We start from the raw sequence: 18172 nt of genomic DNA, 5'->3' as shown, positions 1-18172 counted from the left end.
GTCTGAGATTGTCTGAGATTGTCTGAGATTGTCTGAGATTGTCTGAGATTGTCTGAGATTGTCTGAGATTGTCTGAGATTGTCTGAGGTTGTCTGAGGTTGTCTGAGGTTGTCTGAGGTTGTCTTGAAGAATGCAAGAGCCGTACAACGGAAAAAGATATTCAAATGCTTAATACGCGTTTAGCTTATCAAAAAGGGGGATATAATGGCACTTTTTCCATTTTCTATTGCTGATATTGATGATCCTGAATGTATTCGTGTGGTTCTTTATGCTAGCGGAAGAATGGGACATGCTCCTTTGAATGCTCTGTTGAAGCAAACACGTCAAGATCTCCAATGTTTTGATAAAATACAGACTCAAAATATTCTCCAACTTACACAGCGTTTGGATATTTTAGAACAACAATTGAAAACGATTATCAAAGATCTTGAAGATGTGAAACACAAACAAGACGCTGAAGAAGCGGATAAAAGTAAAACGATGGGTGATTAACCATCTCGATTTGTGTCTCTATGGGATTTAGCTCCTTTAAAGCAGTGAGATAGATAGTTGTGAACAGGATAGTTATTTGCCTGTCCATAGAGCATTTATTTTTTTGATCAACCAAAAATGAAAAAGAGGTATTCTATAATGAAAAAATTGATTTTAATATTTTTAGCTTTGTGTCTTACTGGACCAGCTTCTGCACGTTTGTGGACTATTTCAGATGATTGTTCAGATATCGGCGGAACAATGGTTCGCTCACAAATCATCAATAATATTTCTGTCATTCCATATAAAAATTTGCAAGGGGTAAATATTCTCTCTGTTTTAGAAACGAGGCCTACAGAAGAGCCAGAAATGTCAAAAATTGTAGGAAGAACATTTCATATTCAAAGTCCTGAGATTGTTGAGCTGGCCTATAGAGCTTACAGTACATCGCAATTCGTTGATATTTGTTACAGAAGTAACTATTCAATCAATGTTATTCGAGGGCTGAGAGTGCGTGATAATTAAGCGTATTATCTGTATTCGTTGTGACTTAAATAGGCGATGCTTGGAAAATGGTCAATCTTCTACACTAAGGCTATTTTAACCCTAGCAGTTTTCTGATTTACAGTTTTTACTCAGAGTATAATCGTTCATGTTTTACAGAATTCATGAGTTATCGGTATTGAGGATCTATCTTAAGATATTCAACTACAGTTGATTCTATTTTAAACTGAGTGATTTTGCATCAATCGTCGTTTGAGCTTAGATGGCAATTTCATTCTAGCGTTTGGTGTTAGACAGATTTAAGCTTAGTGAGGCTGTAAATACGTGTCTTAATTGTCTTTGTTGACAGTATGCCGCTTGCGATAGGCAATAAATCATAGACACATTTTGAATCCGTAGAATGCACGTACATTAACAATGGCAGACATTGTCAGTGGTAGATATCGCCAATGGTAGAGCTTGTGCATGCGGTGTTTTGTTGTGTGCATGAGTCATCATTCACGCGGCATCAATAAGGGAAGGCTTTGCTGTAGAGCCTGTAAAATAAATCGTGCAACAGCGGGGATAGAGGTAAGAATAGACTGAGATGAGGCAGTCTTATCACGGGCTAAAGCTGGTTAAAATTCTCGTCTTTAAGGAGGCGAGGAGGTTAAAAATATCCATTAGATTGCATGGGGATGCATTTCATGTCCGTTGCAATAAATTTAAAAGAGGTAAATTATGAAAAGCTTTTTGAAAAAAATATCCATCGTTTTGGTGATAATAGCATTAACAACAGGTGTTTCTCATGCTGGAGTTTATGAACAAAACGGTTATCTTAATTCGGTTCAAGTCGTTAGCGCAGGAGCACAATGTCTCCTAGAGCTCAGATACGGTATCAGCCCTACTTCAGACATTCAAAAAGGTGTTTGGGGCTGTGATAACATTGTTGGAAAAAGTATTTTGGATTTGGCAAAAACCGCAGTCATTTTGAACAGAAAAGTAATGGTTATTTTTGAAGCGGGTCATGTGCCAGCAAAAAGGGTTTTAGCCATCACTTTAAAATAAGATCAATAGGGGTTTTTCTCCCTTTTTATATCTGTAACGCTTCAAGAGGTTACAGGTATAAAATATGGAGTGTATATCAAAGGTATAAAAATGTTTCAAAGAGCATTCTCAGTATTTTTAGTGACAGTTTTATTTTTTTTCTTTTCAGATGTAAATCTGTCATATGCTATTGATCCTCCCCATATGGTTTTCCGTATAGATGATCGCTCTCCATCTGTTATATTCTTTGGAGGAGGTTTTGCCCCTTGGGGGGATGATCAGGATATCATACATCATGTAACTGGGCACTCTCTTGCTCAACAGACTTCAGCATTTGTGTCTACAACTGCAAATATGGATGCAGTTTACAGAATGGCGCGGCAACAGATTGCTAATAATCCTGATGAAACGTACTGGCTATATGAAATTATTCCAGATATAAATTTTTATTATGTTCCTAACTCACTCTTTGATACAGCTATGTCTGCTGACAACGTTGTTCAACATGAACAAGTTATGGATCTTTATTATGCATATTTATGGCAGGATGAATGGGCTTCGCTGGGGGCAATCAATACAAATCATATATACTCTGCAAGAAGTATTATGCGGCAAGCGAATGGTGATATTGTCATTGGTCCTAGAACCTTTAATTCTCTTTTTGTTGCCGCTCCATCACAAGTAAATTCGGGGACACTTCCTTCACAAGATTACACTTTTTTATCAGCTTATTATTCTGATAGCGAGGATGCGTTATCTCCAATGTCACTGGCATTTCTTGTAGAATCCTGTAACAGCTCTTCATCCAGTGGTCATATGGAGCGTTCTGGGGATTCTTCCTGCAGCACATACAAACATTCTGTTGATGATATTATGTATAAAATGAATCTATGGTATGAAGCTCTTTAAAGAATTACAGCTATATCTTGCTATTTAATCAAAAACAAAAAAGTAGGAAGATAGCGCATTTCTGTTTTATTTGATTGGTTCTGATGCGCATAGTGCGTAGGGCAGAGAAAATTTTTCGGTATTATGAAGTGTGATAGGGGTGCTATAAAGCATAGGTGTGACATCATCAAAAATGGAAGCGTTGATTTAACAGTATTTGTTGATCTCGATTAGAAAATCCGTTCTTTTCTTTGTTTGGAGTTTTACATCAATAATTTCTTATCTTGTTGTCTTGCTGCTTTTTGAGAGTGCGGTGATAGAAGGCATGTAAGTTTTATATATTGAAGTGTTTGTGTGTGGTGAATATGAGGGGTGTTTTTTTCGTCATGTGATGAACTCTTCGGGCGGTGGGGATTTTGTCCATAAAGCGTCATAAAATATCGCTTTTTGTTCTATGGTGATAGAGATCCCATGAGGGGAAAAGACAAAGGGGAAAGTCAAGTGGATTTTGCGAGCCAATCATGTAAACTGGAACGAATTCCATGCGGATATAAATCAGGTTCTGTTTGTTTCATATAGCGCTATTTGTTGCATAACTTGTGATAGCCAATTCTCTAAATAAGGGGATTTGACCGGTAGAAGAAAAAAGGAATCATTACGAGACAGTAAGTGTGCTTGTTTCAGAATGTCTAATGCTTTTGCATGACATAAGGAACGCGAAACTCTGTCACGCCTTCCTTTCATATTTTCGAGTTTAGGGGTGTCCATATATTTTCTTCAACTTGATTTTTATGCATTGGACACAAGGGAGTTGAAGGCTAGGGAGTTGAAGGCTAGGGAATTGGATGCAAGAGATTGAGATATAAGAGATTTGGATACAAGAGATTGGGATGAACATTTTTGGGATAAGCAAAGCTAATATGTTACGCTCGTTGTTTTACAGCGCGTTTGATAAAAAGCTAGGACATCTTTCCAATCCATTATGTATGTAACCTTAAGGCGTTGTTTTCTTAAGAGAGTACAGAGCTTTTTTGTTGCTTGTCAATCAACATCAAATTTCAAAGCTGTAGCATGTTTGAGAGAAAGAAGAATGAGAGCCTTACGGATTCAGAAGGGCAAAACTCTCTGGGCAACTCCAGCTTTTGTAAGCTAGATTTTATGTATAGCAGATGAGGGCTGTATTTGAGTGATTTCTGAAATAGGAAGACAACCTTATTGAGAAAAAATATAAAGGCATATCAATCACTCTTCGGACTATCATCTTTTTCCTTTATAATTTTCAAAACTATCTATAGCAATATTATTTAAATAATGAAGATAATGCCTTATGCTTTTATGTATCGTGTGTCTTCTTGGGATCATGCCTCTCACATAAAAACAGAATGCCTCAAATATTAAAATATTATTTGTCTCCGAATATACATTTATTGCATATTCATGGACTTGTTTTTAAAGAGATATCCCACTCCCAAGTCCCTTTTACAAGAACACTCGTCAATGGTATAGGGGTAAAGCCCCTATGAAATGTATAAAACTTATAAGGTATCTCCCTCATTTTTATGCTTCATAAAAGTGCAGGTTGGTACTCTCATATATTTTTCCAGTTTCCAATGTTACGAAAGCCTTGGTTCGTGAGACGATTCATAAGAGGCATATGCCTTTTTTGTACAGTTTTTAATCCACATGCCAGCTCCGCTTGTAACTTGCAAGCGACATGGTTTTGATTGTTTCAACAGAAAACAAATTTAGGATGAGAGAATCCTGTGGTATTCGGGTCTCTCATTCAATATGAAAAAACAATAAATACTCTTTATAAATCAATGTGATGTATCTTAAAGAAGACGAATTGTTTATAAAGCCGCATGGATGAAGAATCTTCGTCTTTTAAGGTGGTGAAAGAAAATCATAATCCCTATTTTTTCATAAAGGGCGTGAGAAAAGTCTTTCACAAAAATTTTATACGATAAAAATTATACAATAAAAAAAGAGAGTCTTTTAACATAAGAGTCTTGATCGTTTGCTGCTATAACCTGTATTGTGTACACAGATACTGCTATCATTTTTTACTGTAAAAGCTTCTCTTGGGATATTAAAGGGTACAATCTTTATGGAAAGAAGAATCCGCGCAAGGCAAAAGGCTTATTTAAAAAGATTATATCGCAAGATTGCTTTTGTTTGCATAATACTTTTTTGTATAGTGATTTTGTGTTTTGTTGTTGCAAAGGTGGTCAGTTATTTTTCTTCTCATAAAAAAATAACACAACAAGCATCTGTTGAATTGGTTATTCCTGTTTTTGATCTGCGCGTATATTGCAAGGAAATTTCTGCTTCCGTTATGCCCGATATGAAAAGAGAAGTTTATCAGCATTGTCTTAATTTGGAAAGTGAGGCCTATTTTGCTATTCGTGAAATGTGGGATAAGCTTTCTGATACTGCAAAAAAACAATGTTTGACGATGGTACGACCTGGGGATGGAAATTATTTTCTCTTACGCGATTGTTTTCTCAATGAAAAAGAAAATAAAAAAGGCAAAAGACGCAATTACTTTTAAGTTTTTATACGGAAAGTTAAAAGGATGCGAATTTTGATGAAAAGATAAAAACCCCTTAAATTACGATCTGCCTCGAGACCAATAGAAATTTTATTTATTTATCTTGTTATATTGCACTTCTTATTTAAGGTGTTGCGACATAAGGCATGGATGCCTCCTTGAAATGTTTAAAGGGGCGTGGTGGAGTTTTAGGAGGATTTGTTGAGCTTGTTTAAGGGAAATAACAGGCGTGGGAAATCCATTTCGTAATGGTTCTGGTGAAGGGTATAATGGTAAAGCCTCTCATGAAGTGTATAAAATTTATAGAGCATGTTCATCTTTACGTTTCAAAAAAGAGTAAGCTCCAAGTACTATCTTATACTGTGCTCGTTCCCAATGGTGCCTCTCGACAGCCCGTAAGCCTTAGAGATGGTTCATAGGAGGCACTTTTAGCCTTTCTTTATCGTTTTTACTCTACGCAGGCTTTTCCGAGTGTAACATGCAGGAATAAAGAGATTGATTCAACAGTAAACAGATTGAGGATGAAAAATCCTACGGTATTAAGTTTTCTTACTTAATACAAAAATATGAATTATCATTATAAATCAATTCAGTGTACGAATTTTACAAGAATTTTGATTGTTGACAGAACAGTGTGACTTGAGAACCTTCGTTCTTTGAGGGCGTAAGTCAATAGACATGACAAAAATGAGTAAAAAACTTCCTTTTATAAACATTCAAGGCTGCTTCATGCGTAAAGTGCTGTGCTGGGTTTACAAATGTGCTTGTTTTATAATTCCAGTTTTCTTTATCAGAAAAGATAAGAGAGGAAATGCGTTATGCCATTCTTATTGATAGTTTTTGAGGAGAGTATCTTTTTGAGAAGAAGCTGATTTTTAGGAAAGTGTGACATATTGGTCATTTTTTTCATAATTTGATATTTTTTTGTATTTAAATATTTTGTTTTTAGGCTCAATTTGTTATAAATAAAGGCTGTGATTAACTTAAAAACTGCATGGGTAAAAATAGAAATTGATAGTATCGGGCTTATTTAGGAAAGAAGATTAATCTCTTGGTGATTATAGGGCTTGAATAATACTTCGTATTAATCTATCTATAAAGATCAAGAGGTTTTGTGAAGCGATCGTGGATTATCGCTCGCAAAGGGGTTGCTTTAGCGATGAAGAGAGGCTATATTCATAAAATAAAGAGGTTCGCGCGGTGACTCGCTGGGATGGAAGTGCTTGTGAGTTAAATGCACGAGGGGGTAGAGGATATCGGCGTTTTTAGGAGCGGTGGTTTTAGAGCAAAAAAGGAAGCTTCTAATATTCTCTGGCAGGAATTTTTCTTTGTCAGGTCTGTTGTGTGTGTGTGTTTCCCTTTTTGTTTTCCACAAGATAATTATTTTTTTAGTGAAATATGGTTTATTTTAAAAAAAACACTTGGCATTTTACGTGAACATCATTAGGTTTCTGCTGTTTAACAGAGAAAGAGGGAATTTTAAATTTACGATTTCCCTGCTGTTTTATGATTTTCAAGAAAATATATGCTTTTATCAATATCAGTAGGGTTCGTTTGAGTAAAATAAACGCGGATAGCTTGATAACCGTATGTTAAAAATGATTAGCATTATCAAAAGGTAATGCAATGAGGAAGAGTCAATTAAGACATACATATAAGACAAACACTCCAAAAAGGGATAAAGATGAGGCCACAACAAAATAGACGGGTACGCGGTCGCAACAATAACAATAATGGTAATAGCAATAATAATCGTCGCGGTCCTAATCCGTTGTCTCGCAATTATGAAAGTAGCGGTCCGGATGTTAAAATTCGCGGGAATGCTCAGCAAATTGCCGATAAATACATAAGCCTTGCGCGTGATGCACAAGGTGCGGGTGATCGTGTTATGTCGGAGAATTATTTACAACATGCCGAGCACTATTTGCGTATTATTTTAGCAGCAGCTGGACAAATGTCTCAATCGGTTCGACGTGATGAAAATCGTGGTGATGAAAATCGTGATGAAAACAACGAGCAAGAATGCGGTGAAATAAATCTTGACGGTGAAAAAAAGGATACTGTCGAGGATGATACAGATGTATTACAGATGCCGTCGCAAAAAAATGGTAATGGCCAATATGCTAAAACGCAAAATGGGGATGCGCGTGAAAATGCTTTAGAGGCTCTATCGGATGAAAAAACCGATCAAGAGCACTGTCGCTCTGAGAAAAATGTTGAACCCGTCAAAAAAACACGTCGTTCTCCCCGTCGACGTACTGTACGGACCCAAGATGAATCATCTCTTGAGCTTTCACTTACAACAGCAGAAAGCACGAGCAATGGAGATGCATCAACAGCAACAAAAGAGGTTTCTTCGTTGCCTGGATTAAGTGATGGGATACAGAGAAAACCGCGCCGTCGCCGAGTGGTCAATCTTGAAGCAGAGGAAAATGTTTAAATCTTCAGGGATTCTGTGTAAGCGCTTGTGGTGATGTTATTGGTATCATGATAGTAAATATATATGCTTAAGAAGCTTCTTGCGCTTTGTTTGAATTTTCACGGGCAGTATTAGGAACTTAACGAAGGGGGTTGACAGAAAAGATTGCCTCTTTACTGGGATTTAAGTGAGGGAATACAGAGAAAAGCACATCCGTGTATTTTAAGAGGCAGTTCTTGTATGAAGAACGCAATGTCGTTGTTTTATTTATTCATACTTATATTTAATATTGTTCAATGTATTTATGCCCATTTTGCGATGGTGCTCATAAATTCTATCATGTGAAATACATCGGTTATCTTTGCTTAATAAAAGATGTAAGCTGGGCGTTATTGCGTTAATTTTCAATGTTGAAACAGTTCTTCTTTTGATATCGGATCATTCATAAGAGGTATTTTTATTCATCCATTTCCTTGCTGGGATATGTGAGCAAATGATTTTGATTCAGTTCCTTATGAACAGATTTGAAAGGGGAGAATCTTACAGTATTTGAGGTTCTCGTTTGACACGCAAAATAAATCATCACTATAAATTAATTATGTTGAATTTTTGCACTCAAGAAGATGCCTTTCTTGCATGTTCATTAGATTTTCCCAAGCGATGTCAGTTTTCTTAAAAATGGGAATGCGTTGACAGAAAGGTTTCTTCTTTTCCGAGATTAGGTCAGGAGATACAGTGAAAAATCTACCGTTTCCTAAGTGGTCGTATCTTGAAGCAGAGGAAAATGTTTAAATCTTCAGGGATGCTATGTAAGCGCTTATGGTGATGTTCGTTTGCTTAATGAGGCATTATCTTCGAACTTTCTTTTGTTGTTTCAACAGAAAGAACGGCGATTAGTGCACCGGTGTGATAATTGTAAATCATAAATTTTATCTGTCCATCAGGGGTTAAAACTTTCAGTACAATATTGTGTTCTGAGAGGCTTTGCGACAAAATCTGTGTTTTTTCCGGTAGAGAGAGCGTATGATGGATAACGTGTGGGTTTTGGTTGGGAGAGGAAGATAGCTCTGTTTGTTTTGGCGCTGATCCGGTTGTTATCACTTTATAAACAATTAAAAACAGTACAGTTAGAATAAGGAAAAGCGTTATTAAAACGGAAATAATCATTAAACCCATAAGTTTTTTTCTCACTCGTTCTACAGCAGGATCTAAAGGGAGATCTTGAGGCAGAGAGTTTTGCTCTGTGTGATGGTCTTTTGAAGGTTGCATGCGCTTATTATCAATCATGTCTTTCATTGAGTATTTTTTTGAGATCTGATGGGTTTATGCTTTTAAAGTTTTTTCTGCAAGAGGTTTGTGGAAGAAGAATGCAAAAGAGGAAGCGATGTTGGTAAAACACCTTCTTTCTGGACTGTGGATATCTTGTTATTTACGTTTTGGCTTTTAAGCAGGAAATTTCCACGGTTTGTTACAGACCAGATCAATTTTACTTCTTGTTGATGTAAGTTTGCATGGACGTTTATACATTGAGCAAAAATTTGTTGTCCATAAAGTGCAAACTTTTTTGTGGACGGTATCATGGCTTGTTCACATGCTTGAGCCGTGGGATAGATTTTAACCATTGTATTGTTCGAATAGCAACTATTAAAATCATCTGTACATGAAACTAATAAGAGGATAAAAACAAGGGGGGTCATCAATTAATTTCCAAATGAGAGGTTGACAGAGCGGACTCCAATTTGTCAGCTTAGGGCACTCTTCACTGTTAAACGGTTTCAAAGTTTTTTAGTTCCCCTTTGAGATGCGGGTTCCCCTTTATAGTGAATTAATCAAAGTCATTGGCTTGCACGTCATAAAGGGGTGGGTATGGGCTTTGTGTTGGTGAGAAATATTTGAAAAAAGACTAAAATGCCTCTTATGAACGCTCTCAAAGGTCAAGGGCTGTTGTAACATGAGGGACAAATGGTATGATGATGCTCGCTACTACTTTTATGAAGTGAAAAGAGGCATGAAGGTACAGAAGGATGTGGAGTAAAAAGGGGCGTGTTTGAGGGTTCACTTTACGGGGGCTATTAATTATGTTTTATTTACAGACACTGTTTTGATTTGAAATGAGCGTGGATACGCTGGCAAATATTAAAAAAGTGCGTGAATCAAAGACACAAGCGTATTCTGTTATAGGGTGTCCTATTGTACATGAAGAGAATATCTCCATTAAAGAATGCGATAAATACAAGCATAAAATGTGTAATTTTCATCAATTGATTGTCGTTGTCGTGGATGCTTTAAGCCCGTAAAGCTGAAGAGTGATGATGGATGTTAGCTTTACTTCTTGAAATTTCATATTCTGCCAAAATGAAATTGTATGTGCATTGCGAAAATGACACAAAAAGAGGTGGGTAATAGACTCGCTTTTATTTGGCATATAAAAGCTGAAACGGTTTGCGCTTCATCGTTTTGGTTCTTGTTTTAAAATATGCGGTTATATAAGGGATGGAAGTTGATTGACAGCGGGAATGGACTTTATGTAGCTTTCAGTTCTCATCGTTAAGGTTTTGGGGAACTATTGGGGGATTATAGAGCTTGGTTTAAAGGGGTGGAAAATATCTTTGTGCTTAATAAAACAGATGAGAAATTTTGCTAAAAAGGGGAAACTTCTCTTGTTTATTTATTGTTTAAAATGCTCTTTTAAGAAAAAATATCAAAATAAGTATCAGGAACAGAGAGGCAATAGACAATTCCTTCTTGTGTCAATTTGAGGGAAGCTGAACCATTCACGGAAATGGGAACGATTTTTTCGAGAACGGCACTACCAAAACAGGCTTTTTTATTGTTTGTGGGAGGGATGCCGGATTCAAAACTTTCATGCCAAGTGATGATAAGTTGCGTTTTGCCATTCGGTTTTGTTTCGATTTCACAACGTACACAGATGCTCCCCTTTTCTTGGGAAAGGGCTCCAAAAGAAAGAGAATTGACAATCAGTTCATGAAAAGCCAAACCAATATGCAAAGCGGCATTGGGAAAAAGATAAGGATCTACGCCTTCAAGTGAAAAACGTTTTGTTTCTTTCATAAAATAGCCTAAAGCCTGCGTTTGGACCAATTCGCGAAATTGAGCACCACGCCAATCGGAATCAGTGATCAGATCTTGAGAATGAGAAAGAGAATGAAGACGACCTTGAAATTTTCGTAAAAAAACCTGAAGAGATTCAGTATAGCGCGCGGTTTGGCTAGCAATACTTTGAATGATCGCTAAAAGGTTTTTAGAACGGTGACTGACTTCGCGAAGAAGGATTTTAAGCACTTGTTCACGGCGGCGTAAGCCGGAAATATTAACACCGGTGGTGATAATACCGATAATGTCTTCGTTATCATTGCGGTGGCAATCAATAGAAAATTTGTACCAAATCTCTTGTTTGTTTGTATCTTCAAAACGTGCTTCAACAGTTTGCATTTTGCCACTCGCTAAAACTTGCAGTTTGATGGTTTCCATATTGTCTGCAAGGTCAAGCGAAAAAAAGTCGCTGTCACGACACCCAACCCGCCATTTATTGTGCAAATGGTGCGGCAAGTTTTCAGCCCATAAATAAACCAGATTTGTTGCTTGATAGAGAACACAAATATCAGCACCACGAATCGCTTGCATGAGCGCACTCATATGAGATCTATCCATGGGAGGCTTTGAAAGAGGCGTAACGATCATAATTTTAAGATGTTACTCTGTTCTAAGCCGCTTTAGAAGCATTCTCTTGAAAAAATAAAGCTTGAGAAATAAGCGCTTTCACCATATCCGGGTTGAAAGGTTTGGTTACTAAAAAAGTTGGTTCTGGACGCTCGCCGGTCAGCAGCCTTTCAGGAAAAGCCGTGATGAAAATCACTGGTATACGGTCATTTTTCAAAATCTCGTTGACCGCGTCAATACCTGAACTGTTATCGGCTAATTGAATATCAGCCAAAATCAACCGTGGTTTTTTCTTATGATACATGATGACAGCTTCATCACGCGTGCGCGCTATTCCTACAACATGATGACCTAGGCTTTCTACCATTTGCTCAATATCAAGCGCAATAAGAGGTTCATCTTCAATAATCATTACTTCAGTGGCAATTTGTTGAGAAATATCAATGGATGCTTGGTTGAGAAGCTTGCGGAATTCTTTTGTATCCAGATTCATGATTTCGCTGGCTTCTCGTTCATGAAATCCTTCAACGGCAATGAGCAAAAATGCTTGGCGTGCACGGGGCGTGAGATAGGATAATTTGGCACTTGTTTTTTGTTCAAGACCAAATTGGGGCAGGGGTTCAGGGATGTTCGGTGTGGTTTGGTCAAAAAGATGGCAAAAAAGCCAATAGGTACCAATTCGGTCACTGGATGCTTTGGGAAAAATGGAGATATCGGCGATGAGTGCTTCCAACATCGCGGATACATAAGCATCGCCAGAGGATTGGCTACCGGTGACAGAGCGGGCAAAACGCCGAAGATAGGGAAGATGCGGGGCAATGCGCGTTGATAATGACATAATTTATAACTCCTTTGACCTTTCAAGCATTTTGTTGATTGAAATTCTCAGCCGGTAAAAAAGTTCCTTGATTTGTATGGAACTTTTTACCGACAGCTATATTTACAACCATAAGGCGAAAAAATTCTTCGCGGTGCTACTGATATTATATGGATTAGGGGGATGAAAAATGAACGACCGTGATGAAAAAAATCTCACCACACAATTTACAGTTGGAGATGATCTTCTCGGGGTCAATAGCGAAATAGCACGGAAGTTACGTCAATTTTACATGGAAATTCAAGAAGAAGCACTGCCACGGTGTTTGCTTGAGCTTTTAGAGAAGTTGGAGCGCGCAGAGCAATTTGGCTTAAACAATGTGGAAAAGGTTTGAATCCTTTATGTCAAAGTGCGCGAAAAACTTTAAACAAGAACTTCTTTTGGTGTTGCCGGCTTTACGAGCTTTTGCTGTTTCTTTAAGTGGTAAGCAGGATAAAGCCGAAGATTTGGTCCAAGATACTGTTATGAAGGCATGGGCCAAGCAAGATAGTTTTGAGATGGGAACCAATCTTAAGGCTTGGCTTTTTACCATTTTGCGCAATGAATTTTACAGTCAAATGCGTAAAAAGGGAAGAGAAGTTCAAGATACCGATGGCGTGTTTACTCAAAATGTCGCTGTTCATCCGGCTCAATATGGATCGCTTGATTTGCAAGATTTCAAAAAAGCCTTAAATTTGCTTTCTGCCGATCAAAGAGAAGCCATTATTCTCATTGGCGCATCGGGGTTTTCTTATGAGGATGCTGCGGCTATTTGTGGTTGTGCTGTTGGAACCATTAAAAGCCGTGTGAGCAGGGCGCGTAATCGATTACAAGAACTTCTCAAGGTGGATGGTGAGTCTGATTATGGTCCTGATTCTTATTCAGCTGGAAGTACATTGTGTTCATTTAACGGCTAAAAAAGCATAATAATTATGATCGATAGCCTTGTTTTTTTTATTCCCGTTATAGCTATTACAGTAAAGTCAGTATCTGAGGAAATTCAGAGTGTTTGGCGTGTATCCTTAGGAACACAAGAAAAGCCTGTATAAACTTTCCCACGGGCTTTAGGTTTTATTTTCCATAAGGTTGCCTTCCTTTGTGCTGAAAAATGACGACTTTCAAGTTCGCCAATGGACATTCTATGACAACAAAAACAAATTTGATGCCTCAAATGCCTTCTTCTGATGCAACGATATCACGCTGGCGGTGGTGTGCGATTGTTGTTTCTCTTGTTATGGCTCTTTTGGCATCGGTTTTTATTATGTTGCTTTCAAATGCCGTTGATCGAGAAGTCGCACAGTTGAATACAAGTTCAGAATTGCGTGAACAGGCTGATTTGGTCCTTATTAGCTTGATTGATATGGCTGTTGCTGATCGCAGCTATGCAAAAACGCGCAAGGCGGAAGATAAAATACGTTTTGAAAATGCAGAGCGGGAGTTGGGGGATATTCTCGATTATATTGCACTTATTGTTTATGCGCATCCACAATGGGATGAATGGTTTACGGCTTTTAAAAAAGAGGTTGAAGCACGAAAAGCATTTATGAATGCCCATATGCATGCTCTTGATGCGATTCCTGAACAACCTTCTCAAGCTGCCTCTTTTGAAGGATCAAAGATTCCTGTGGCACGTTTAGCTCAATTGATGACAAGCTTTATTAATGGGGATGATGTGGTGCGACAAAAACAGCGTGAGGGTATCGCATTAATGCGGGCTGCTTTGACATTGGCGGCTATTGTTTCTGTTGTGAGTACTTTTATTTCTGCCTATTTTGTTATTAATCGTTTTCATCGTGATGTGCGCTCTTTAAAATTGTATCAATTGCTGCTTCATAGCGAAAATATCGCTCTGGAAGCCCGCGTGAAAGAACGGACACAAGAATTAGAAAGAGCACGCAATCACGCTGAAAAAGAACGCCAACGGGTTGAAATATTATTGCAGGATGCAAGCCATCGCATTGGCAATTCTCTTGGGACGGTGTCTTCTTTGCTGGGGCTCCAGTTAAACCGGAGCAAAAATGAAGAGGTACGTTCTGTTCTAGGAGCTGCGCGTGATCGTATTCAGACAATTTCTACAGCACATCGTCGTTTGCGCTTAAGTGATGATATGGAAACGACTTTATTGGCAGAGTTTCTCAGTTCTGTTGTGCATGATGTCGAATTGGCAGTCCCTTTTGAATTGCGTGAAAACATCACCATTCACACCAATTTTAAAGATTGTCGCCTGTCTTCAAGAGATGCGACAACACTTGGAATTATTCTTGGTGAACTGCTGACAAATTCCTTAAAACATGCCTTTCCTGATCAACGTACGGGTCATATTTATATCTCCTTTGGTCCCCAGAAAGATGGACAATTGATGCTCATTGTAGAAGATGATGGCGTGGGAATGAAAAGCCAAACTTTAGAACAAAAAACAGGACTTGGTCGTGTGGTCGTGGAACAGCTCTGTATGCAATTTGGTGAGAAACCTCTGTTTGAAACTTCTGCTTTGAGGGGCACAAAGATTGTCATTCCTTTGCCAAAACTCAGTATGAATAGTTCAAAAAAACTCTGATTGATTTTTTTAAGAGATAAATTCTTTACTCTCTGCTTGTTCGCTTTAATAAAAATGAGAATAAAATATGACTTAGATAACACGAACACAGCACCATTCATTTTAGCTTGTCAATTGTTTTCAAGAGAAGAAAATTTTCTTCTTCATCTTTTGCTCTCTTTGTTTTTCGCTTTGTTTACTCCGATTATCGGCTTTTAAAATTCTCTTTTTTTGTATGTTTTATAGCTTTGAAGTGCTTAAGTTAAAATTTAAATTTATTTTGAATAAGAGCTCCTTTAAGCCAATAATAATACTTATATTAGTAAGCTCTATTTCTTTGCGAAGAGATTGTTTTTTCAAGTTTTGTTATTTTTTGTAAGGCATGTAAAACTTTAAATATGGGGTGTTTTTGTAAAAGTGTGTAACGAATATTCTTAAGGATAACTTGCTCATAAAGTTTATGAAACACCGTTTTTTAGGGCTATGAACAGCATAAGCATTCAACAAGTGAAATCTCTTCAACAAGAAGTCTGGTTGTTTATAGAATGATATGGGTTTTAGAATCTTCATCCTTGAGAAAAAACTTACCTTTGATTAAAATTTTATTGCATGGAAAACAAAGGGATTTTTATCGTTTTGATAAAACAAACAAGAAGAGTTAGCCTTTTTGGATTTCATATTTTGCACTTTTCTATCGTGCATAAACATGCAAAGGGGAGGGCGTTTTATTTTTAATCATTGTTATGGCAGCCTTGGGTGGTGGCATATTTCGGCGTATTCTTTACAGATATTTAAAGTGCGGAAATCTCTTTGAGAAAAATCAGCGCTAAAGCATATTTTTTAGATGTTTTGAGTCGTAAAAATGCAGATGCTTTTATGCTTTAAGTCTCTTCAGAGGGGGGTATCGGGCTGTTGATCAAGGCATCAATATTGTTTTTTTCTTGGAGGAATGTTTGTAGGTCTTGATTGGTTAAGGCTTTGCTATCCGGTATACGGATGCGCATAGGATCAACTTTGATGCCATTGACAATGATTTCAAAATGACAATGGGGTCCGGTTGCCATGCCTGTTGATCCAACATAGCCAATAATTTGTCCTTGTCGTACTTTCACGCCTGGTTTGATGTCTGGTGCATAACGGCTTTGGTGTGAATAACTGCTGACATATCCATTGGCATGTTGAATTTCCGTGTGATTTCCATAGCCGCCTGTTACGCCTACTCTTGTGACAATACCATCTCCTACAGCAATAATGGGTGATCCTTTAGGAGCAACCCAGTCAACACCCGTATGCATGCGAATATAGCCTAAAATAGGATGTTTGCGTGGACCAAAGGGGGAGCCAAAAATCCCATTTGGTGTGGGTTTTCGCAGCAAGAAAGGCTTTGAACTCTTCCCTTCAGAATCATAATAATCAACGCTTCCATCTTTTAATTGATAACGGTAATATTTATAAGTTGTATTCCCAAAAGTTGCACTAATATAACGAATTTCTGGATCAGTGTTTTTGGATGCTTCCTTTGCTTTCAAGTTCTTTTTGCCGTTTTTGTTTTCTTTATCGCTTTGTGGTACGGCATAAAATATTTCGATTTGATCATTGGGGGTTATCGGACTTTTCATGTCAATATTGGTGGCCAGCAGACGAATGAGACGATGAGAGAGAGATTGTGATATATTATGGCTTAGCAAAGCACTATAGAGTGCATCATAAGCTGTTGGTAATTGCGCGCTATTGATATAAGAATGCGGAATACCATTTTGAAAAGCCGTTTTAAGAGCTTTAGACATTTTAGGCTCTGTGCTTTCAATGAATTGGCCTTTATCATTTAGCGCAATGGTGAGAACATGATACATCCCTTGATAGATACTTGCGCGTACGAGATGATCTTCTTCACCAGCTTGTGTCACGATGCCAATGCGTAAAAGACTTCCCTCTTTAAGGGTATCGGAAAGGCTCATTTTTTCTAGCGTTTTTACAACCTGTTCAATTTGCTTTTTTGTATAACTGGTTTTTTTGAAAGCATCGGCTATCGTTTGTTTTTTACGAATAGGAATAATATCTTCAACATAGTTTTTTGTCAGATCGATACGGTGACTTTGAGGAGAAACGGTTACATTTTCTTGCACAATGCGAACTTCAGGGGATTCTGTACCTTGGGAATCAGTAGATGCATCTTCTAACTTTAAAGGATCAATCAATGTGAGAACTGAAAGAAGTTCGGTACTTTTTTCTAACGTAAACCCAGCTTTTTGCACTTCTTGTTGTGCCTCTTCATCTGTCAGCGTATCGTTGTCATCAAAATCGAATTGATTTACCTTAAAATCATAGCTGCGTAAGGTGATTTTTGTTTCAACCTTTGCTCCATAAATCTGTCCAGAATCTTGTGGTTTGGCACTTTGATTTTTCGAATCACTGGCAAGAATGCTTAAAGAATCAAATTTTGGATAGCTATATTTTTGGGGGCGCTTTTCAGCTAAAGCCATACGAATCCATTCAAAATGTTGTGTTTGAATGACTTGTTCATCGCCTTTTTTTTGCAGAATCGATAGTTCAAATTGACGTTTGCTGTCAAAGCTTTGCCGTGCATGGGTGGGAGAAATACGATCCCCTTTATATCCATTGGCCTCAGGATCTTGTGTGTGTGAGAGATTTTCATTTGTAAACCATTGTGGAGGGGTTACCAATCGCTGTTGTTCATCAAGAGCCGTAAAAAGTGCAATACCCATAAGAATGCAGGAAGTGATTCCTGTTAGAACGGTTCCCGTAAGCCAACGGGCCGAAACTTGTCGGCGCGCAGGACGCAAGCGTTTGACGACAAGAGCAGGGTCCTGTCCGGGATCGTTTTTTTGTTGTTCGTTATCCCACATAGATTCTAAGAGTACTTTTTCAATATTAAATAAAGAGAGCTAGCATAGCTTAGCATGTTTCTACAAGAATTTGATTCTTTTTACAAATTACAGATCATACGAATTCTCTTTATACAGCAATGTCTTTATGAATCGTACCTGTGCAGAAAAATTTCCTTATTAAAGTAACATAAAACAAGCGTTATTGTGATTAATCCATTCCTAGGCGTTTCCTATTTTTATGCATTGCAATGGGGTGCTATATTTTACTTTAAAGGCGCTATGCTCCCTTTAACTCTTTCTGTTTTCATGTTTTATTTTTATTTTAGTGTAATGTATTGAAATACAACCAGATGTTTATGTTATTTTATTTTAAAAAAAGTAAAAAATGATA

Annotated in this window: 14 protein-coding genes; 9 read left to right on the top strand and 5 right to left on the bottom strand. The window is 37.6% G+C overall.

Annotation, left to right across the window (positions count from 1 at the left end; translation table 11 throughout):
* Window positions 1–204 precede the first annotated feature (204 nt).
* The 6 genes from ACFIJK_RS02695 (at window position 205) to ACFIJK_RS02670 (ending at window position 7880) form a co-directional block, all read left to right on the top strand.
* Window positions 205–492 (top strand): hypothetical protein, encoded by a 288-nt coding sequence (locus tag ACFIJK_RS02695; RefSeq protein WP_273791311.1) that lies wholly within the window; start codon window positions 205–207, stop codon window positions 490–492.
* Between the two features lie 138 nt (window positions 493–630).
* A complete protein-coding gene (locus tag ACFIJK_RS02690) occupies window positions 631–996 on the top strand; it encodes a hypothetical protein (protein ID WP_375617995.1) in 366 nt (121 codons plus the stop codon).
* A 699-nt stretch (window positions 997–1695) separates the two neighbouring features.
* Window positions 1696–2022, top strand: coding sequence for a hypothetical protein (locus ACFIJK_RS02685; RefSeq protein ID WP_375617996.1), 327 nt, complete (start codon window positions 1696–1698; stop codon window positions 2020–2022).
* 90 nt (window positions 2023–2112) lie between these two features.
* Window positions 2113–2910: a hypothetical protein gene (locus ACFIJK_RS02680; protein ID WP_375617997.1), complete on the top strand. Its 798-nt coding sequence runs from the start codon at window positions 2113–2115 to the stop codon at window positions 2908–2910.
* 2086 nt (window positions 2911–4996) lie between these two features.
* The gene (locus tag ACFIJK_RS02675) at window positions 4997–5440 is read left to right on the top strand and encodes a hypothetical protein (RefSeq protein WP_375626316.1); all 444 of its coding nucleotides are present in this window, start codon (window positions 4997–4999) and stop codon (window positions 5438–5440) included.
* Between the two features lie 1684 nt (window positions 5441–7124).
* Window positions 7125–7880, top strand: a complete 756-nt coding sequence (locus ACFIJK_RS02670) for a DUF4167 domain-containing protein (RefSeq protein ID WP_375626314.1) — start codon at window positions 7125–7127, stop codon at window positions 7878–7880.
* Between the two features lie 816 nt (window positions 7881–8696).
* Here the strand turns inward: ACFIJK_RS02670 and ACFIJK_RS02665 are convergent.
* The 4 genes from ACFIJK_RS02665 to ACFIJK_RS02650 form a co-directional block, all read right to left on the bottom strand.
* Window positions 8697–9146, bottom strand: coding sequence for a hypothetical protein (locus ACFIJK_RS02665; RefSeq protein ID WP_375626312.1), 450 nt, complete (start codon window positions 9144–9146; stop codon window positions 8697–8699).
* A gap of 44 nt (window positions 9147–9190) precedes the next feature.
* The gene (locus ACFIJK_RS02660) at window positions 9191–9556 is read right to left on the bottom strand and encodes a hypothetical protein (protein ID WP_375625399.1); all 366 of its coding nucleotides are present in this window, start codon (window positions 9554–9556) and stop codon (window positions 9191–9193) included.
* 991 nt (window positions 9557–10547) lie between these two features.
* Window positions 10548–11561 carry a sensor histidine kinase gene (locus ACFIJK_RS02655; RefSeq protein ID WP_375625400.1) on the bottom strand — a complete coding sequence of 338 codons (1014 nt, stop codon included), beginning with the start codon at window positions 11559–11561 and terminating at the stop codon, window positions 10548–10550.
* A gap of 22 nt (window positions 11562–11583) precedes the next feature.
* Entirely contained in the window at window positions 11584–12378 is a 795-nt protein-coding gene (locus ACFIJK_RS02650; RefSeq protein ID WP_375626310.1) for a response regulator, read from the bottom strand.
* 169 nt (window positions 12379–12547) lie between these two features.
* Between ACFIJK_RS02650 and ACFIJK_RS02645 the strand changes: the two genes are divergently transcribed.
* The 3 genes from ACFIJK_RS02645 (at window position 12548) to ACFIJK_RS02635 (ending at window position 14953) form a co-directional block, all read left to right on the top strand.
* The gene (locus ACFIJK_RS02645; protein WP_015856821.1) at window positions 12548–12751 is read left to right on the top strand and encodes a NepR family anti-sigma factor; all 204 of its coding nucleotides are present in this window, start codon (window positions 12548–12550) and stop codon (window positions 12749–12751) included.
* A 7-nt stretch (window positions 12752–12758) separates the two neighbouring features.
* On the top strand, window positions 12759–13313 hold the full coding sequence (locus ACFIJK_RS02640; protein WP_015856820.1) for an RNA polymerase sigma factor: 555 nt from the start codon (window positions 12759–12761) through the stop codon (window positions 13311–13313).
* 224 nt (window positions 13314–13537) lie between these two features.
* On the top strand, window positions 13538–14953 hold the full coding sequence (locus ACFIJK_RS02635; RefSeq protein WP_375625402.1) for a sensor histidine kinase: 1416 nt from the start codon (window positions 13538–13540) through the stop codon (window positions 14951–14953).
* An 860-nt stretch (window positions 14954–15813) separates the two neighbouring features.
* Here the strand turns inward: ACFIJK_RS02635 and ACFIJK_RS02630 are convergent.
* The gene (locus ACFIJK_RS02630) at window positions 15814–17799 is read right to left on the bottom strand and encodes a M23 family metallopeptidase (protein WP_375626307.1); all 1986 of its coding nucleotides are present in this window, start codon (window positions 17797–17799) and stop codon (window positions 15814–15816) included.
* Window positions 17800–18172: the final 373 nt, after the last annotated feature.

The organism is Bartonella sp. PS17NMGDW (assembly GCF_042193555.1).
Lineage (GTDB): Bacteria > Pseudomonadota > Alphaproteobacteria > Rhizobiales > Rhizobiaceae > Bartonella > Bartonella grahamii.
Note: the sequence above shows the minus strand (reverse complement) of the source record. Positions and strands in the feature narration are given on the sequence as shown.

Bases quoted from the DNA above. Each gene is read 5' to 3' on its own strand.
- ACFIJK_RS02695 (WP_273791311.1), top strand. From the start codon at position 205: ATGGCACTTTTTCCATTTTCTATTGCTGATATTGATGATCCTGAATGT.
- ACFIJK_RS02660 (WP_375625399.1), bottom strand. From the start codon at position 9,556: ATGACCCCCCTTGTTTTTATCCTCTTATTAGTTTCATGTACAGATGAT.
- ACFIJK_RS02645 (WP_015856821.1), top strand. From the start codon at position 12,548: ATGAACGACCGTGATGAAAAAAATCTCACCACACAATTTACAGTTGGA.
- ACFIJK_RS02630 (WP_375626307.1), bottom strand. From the start codon at position 17,799: ATGTGGGATAACGAACAACAAAAAAACGATCCCGGACAGGACCCTGCT.
- ACFIJK_RS02670 (WP_375626314.1), top strand. From the start codon at position 7,125: ATGAGGCCACAACAAAATAGACGGGTACGCGGTCGCAACAATAACAAT.
- ACFIJK_RS02675 (WP_375626316.1), top strand. From the start codon at position 4,997: ATGGAAAGAAGAATCCGCGCAAGGCAAAAGGCTTATTTAAAAAGATTA.
- ACFIJK_RS02665 (WP_375626312.1), bottom strand. From the start codon at position 9,146: ATGATTGATAATAAGCGCATGCAACCTTCAAAAGACCATCACACAGAG.
- ACFIJK_RS02635 (WP_375625402.1), top strand. From the start codon at position 13,538: ATGACAACAAAAACAAATTTGATGCCTCAAATGCCTTCTTCTGATGCA.
- ACFIJK_RS02680 (WP_375617997.1), top strand. From the start codon at position 2,113: ATGTTTCAAAGAGCATTCTCAGTATTTTTAGTGACAGTTTTATTTTTT.
- ACFIJK_RS02640 (WP_015856820.1), top strand. From the start codon at position 12,759: ATGTCAAAGTGCGCGAAAAACTTTAAACAAGAACTTCTTTTGGTGTTG.
- ACFIJK_RS02655 (WP_375625400.1), bottom strand. From the start codon at position 11,561: ATGATCGTTACGCCTCTTTCAAAGCCTCCCATGGATAGATCTCATATG.
- ACFIJK_RS02690 (WP_375617995.1), top strand. From the start codon at position 631: ATGAAAAAATTGATTTTAATATTTTTAGCTTTGTGTCTTACTGGACCA.
- ACFIJK_RS02685 (WP_375617996.1), top strand. From the start codon at position 1,696: ATGAAAAGCTTTTTGAAAAAAATATCCATCGTTTTGGTGATAATAGCA.
- ACFIJK_RS02650 (WP_375626310.1), bottom strand. From the start codon at position 12,378: ATGTCATTATCAACGCGCATTGCCCCGCATCTTCCCTATCTTCGGCGT.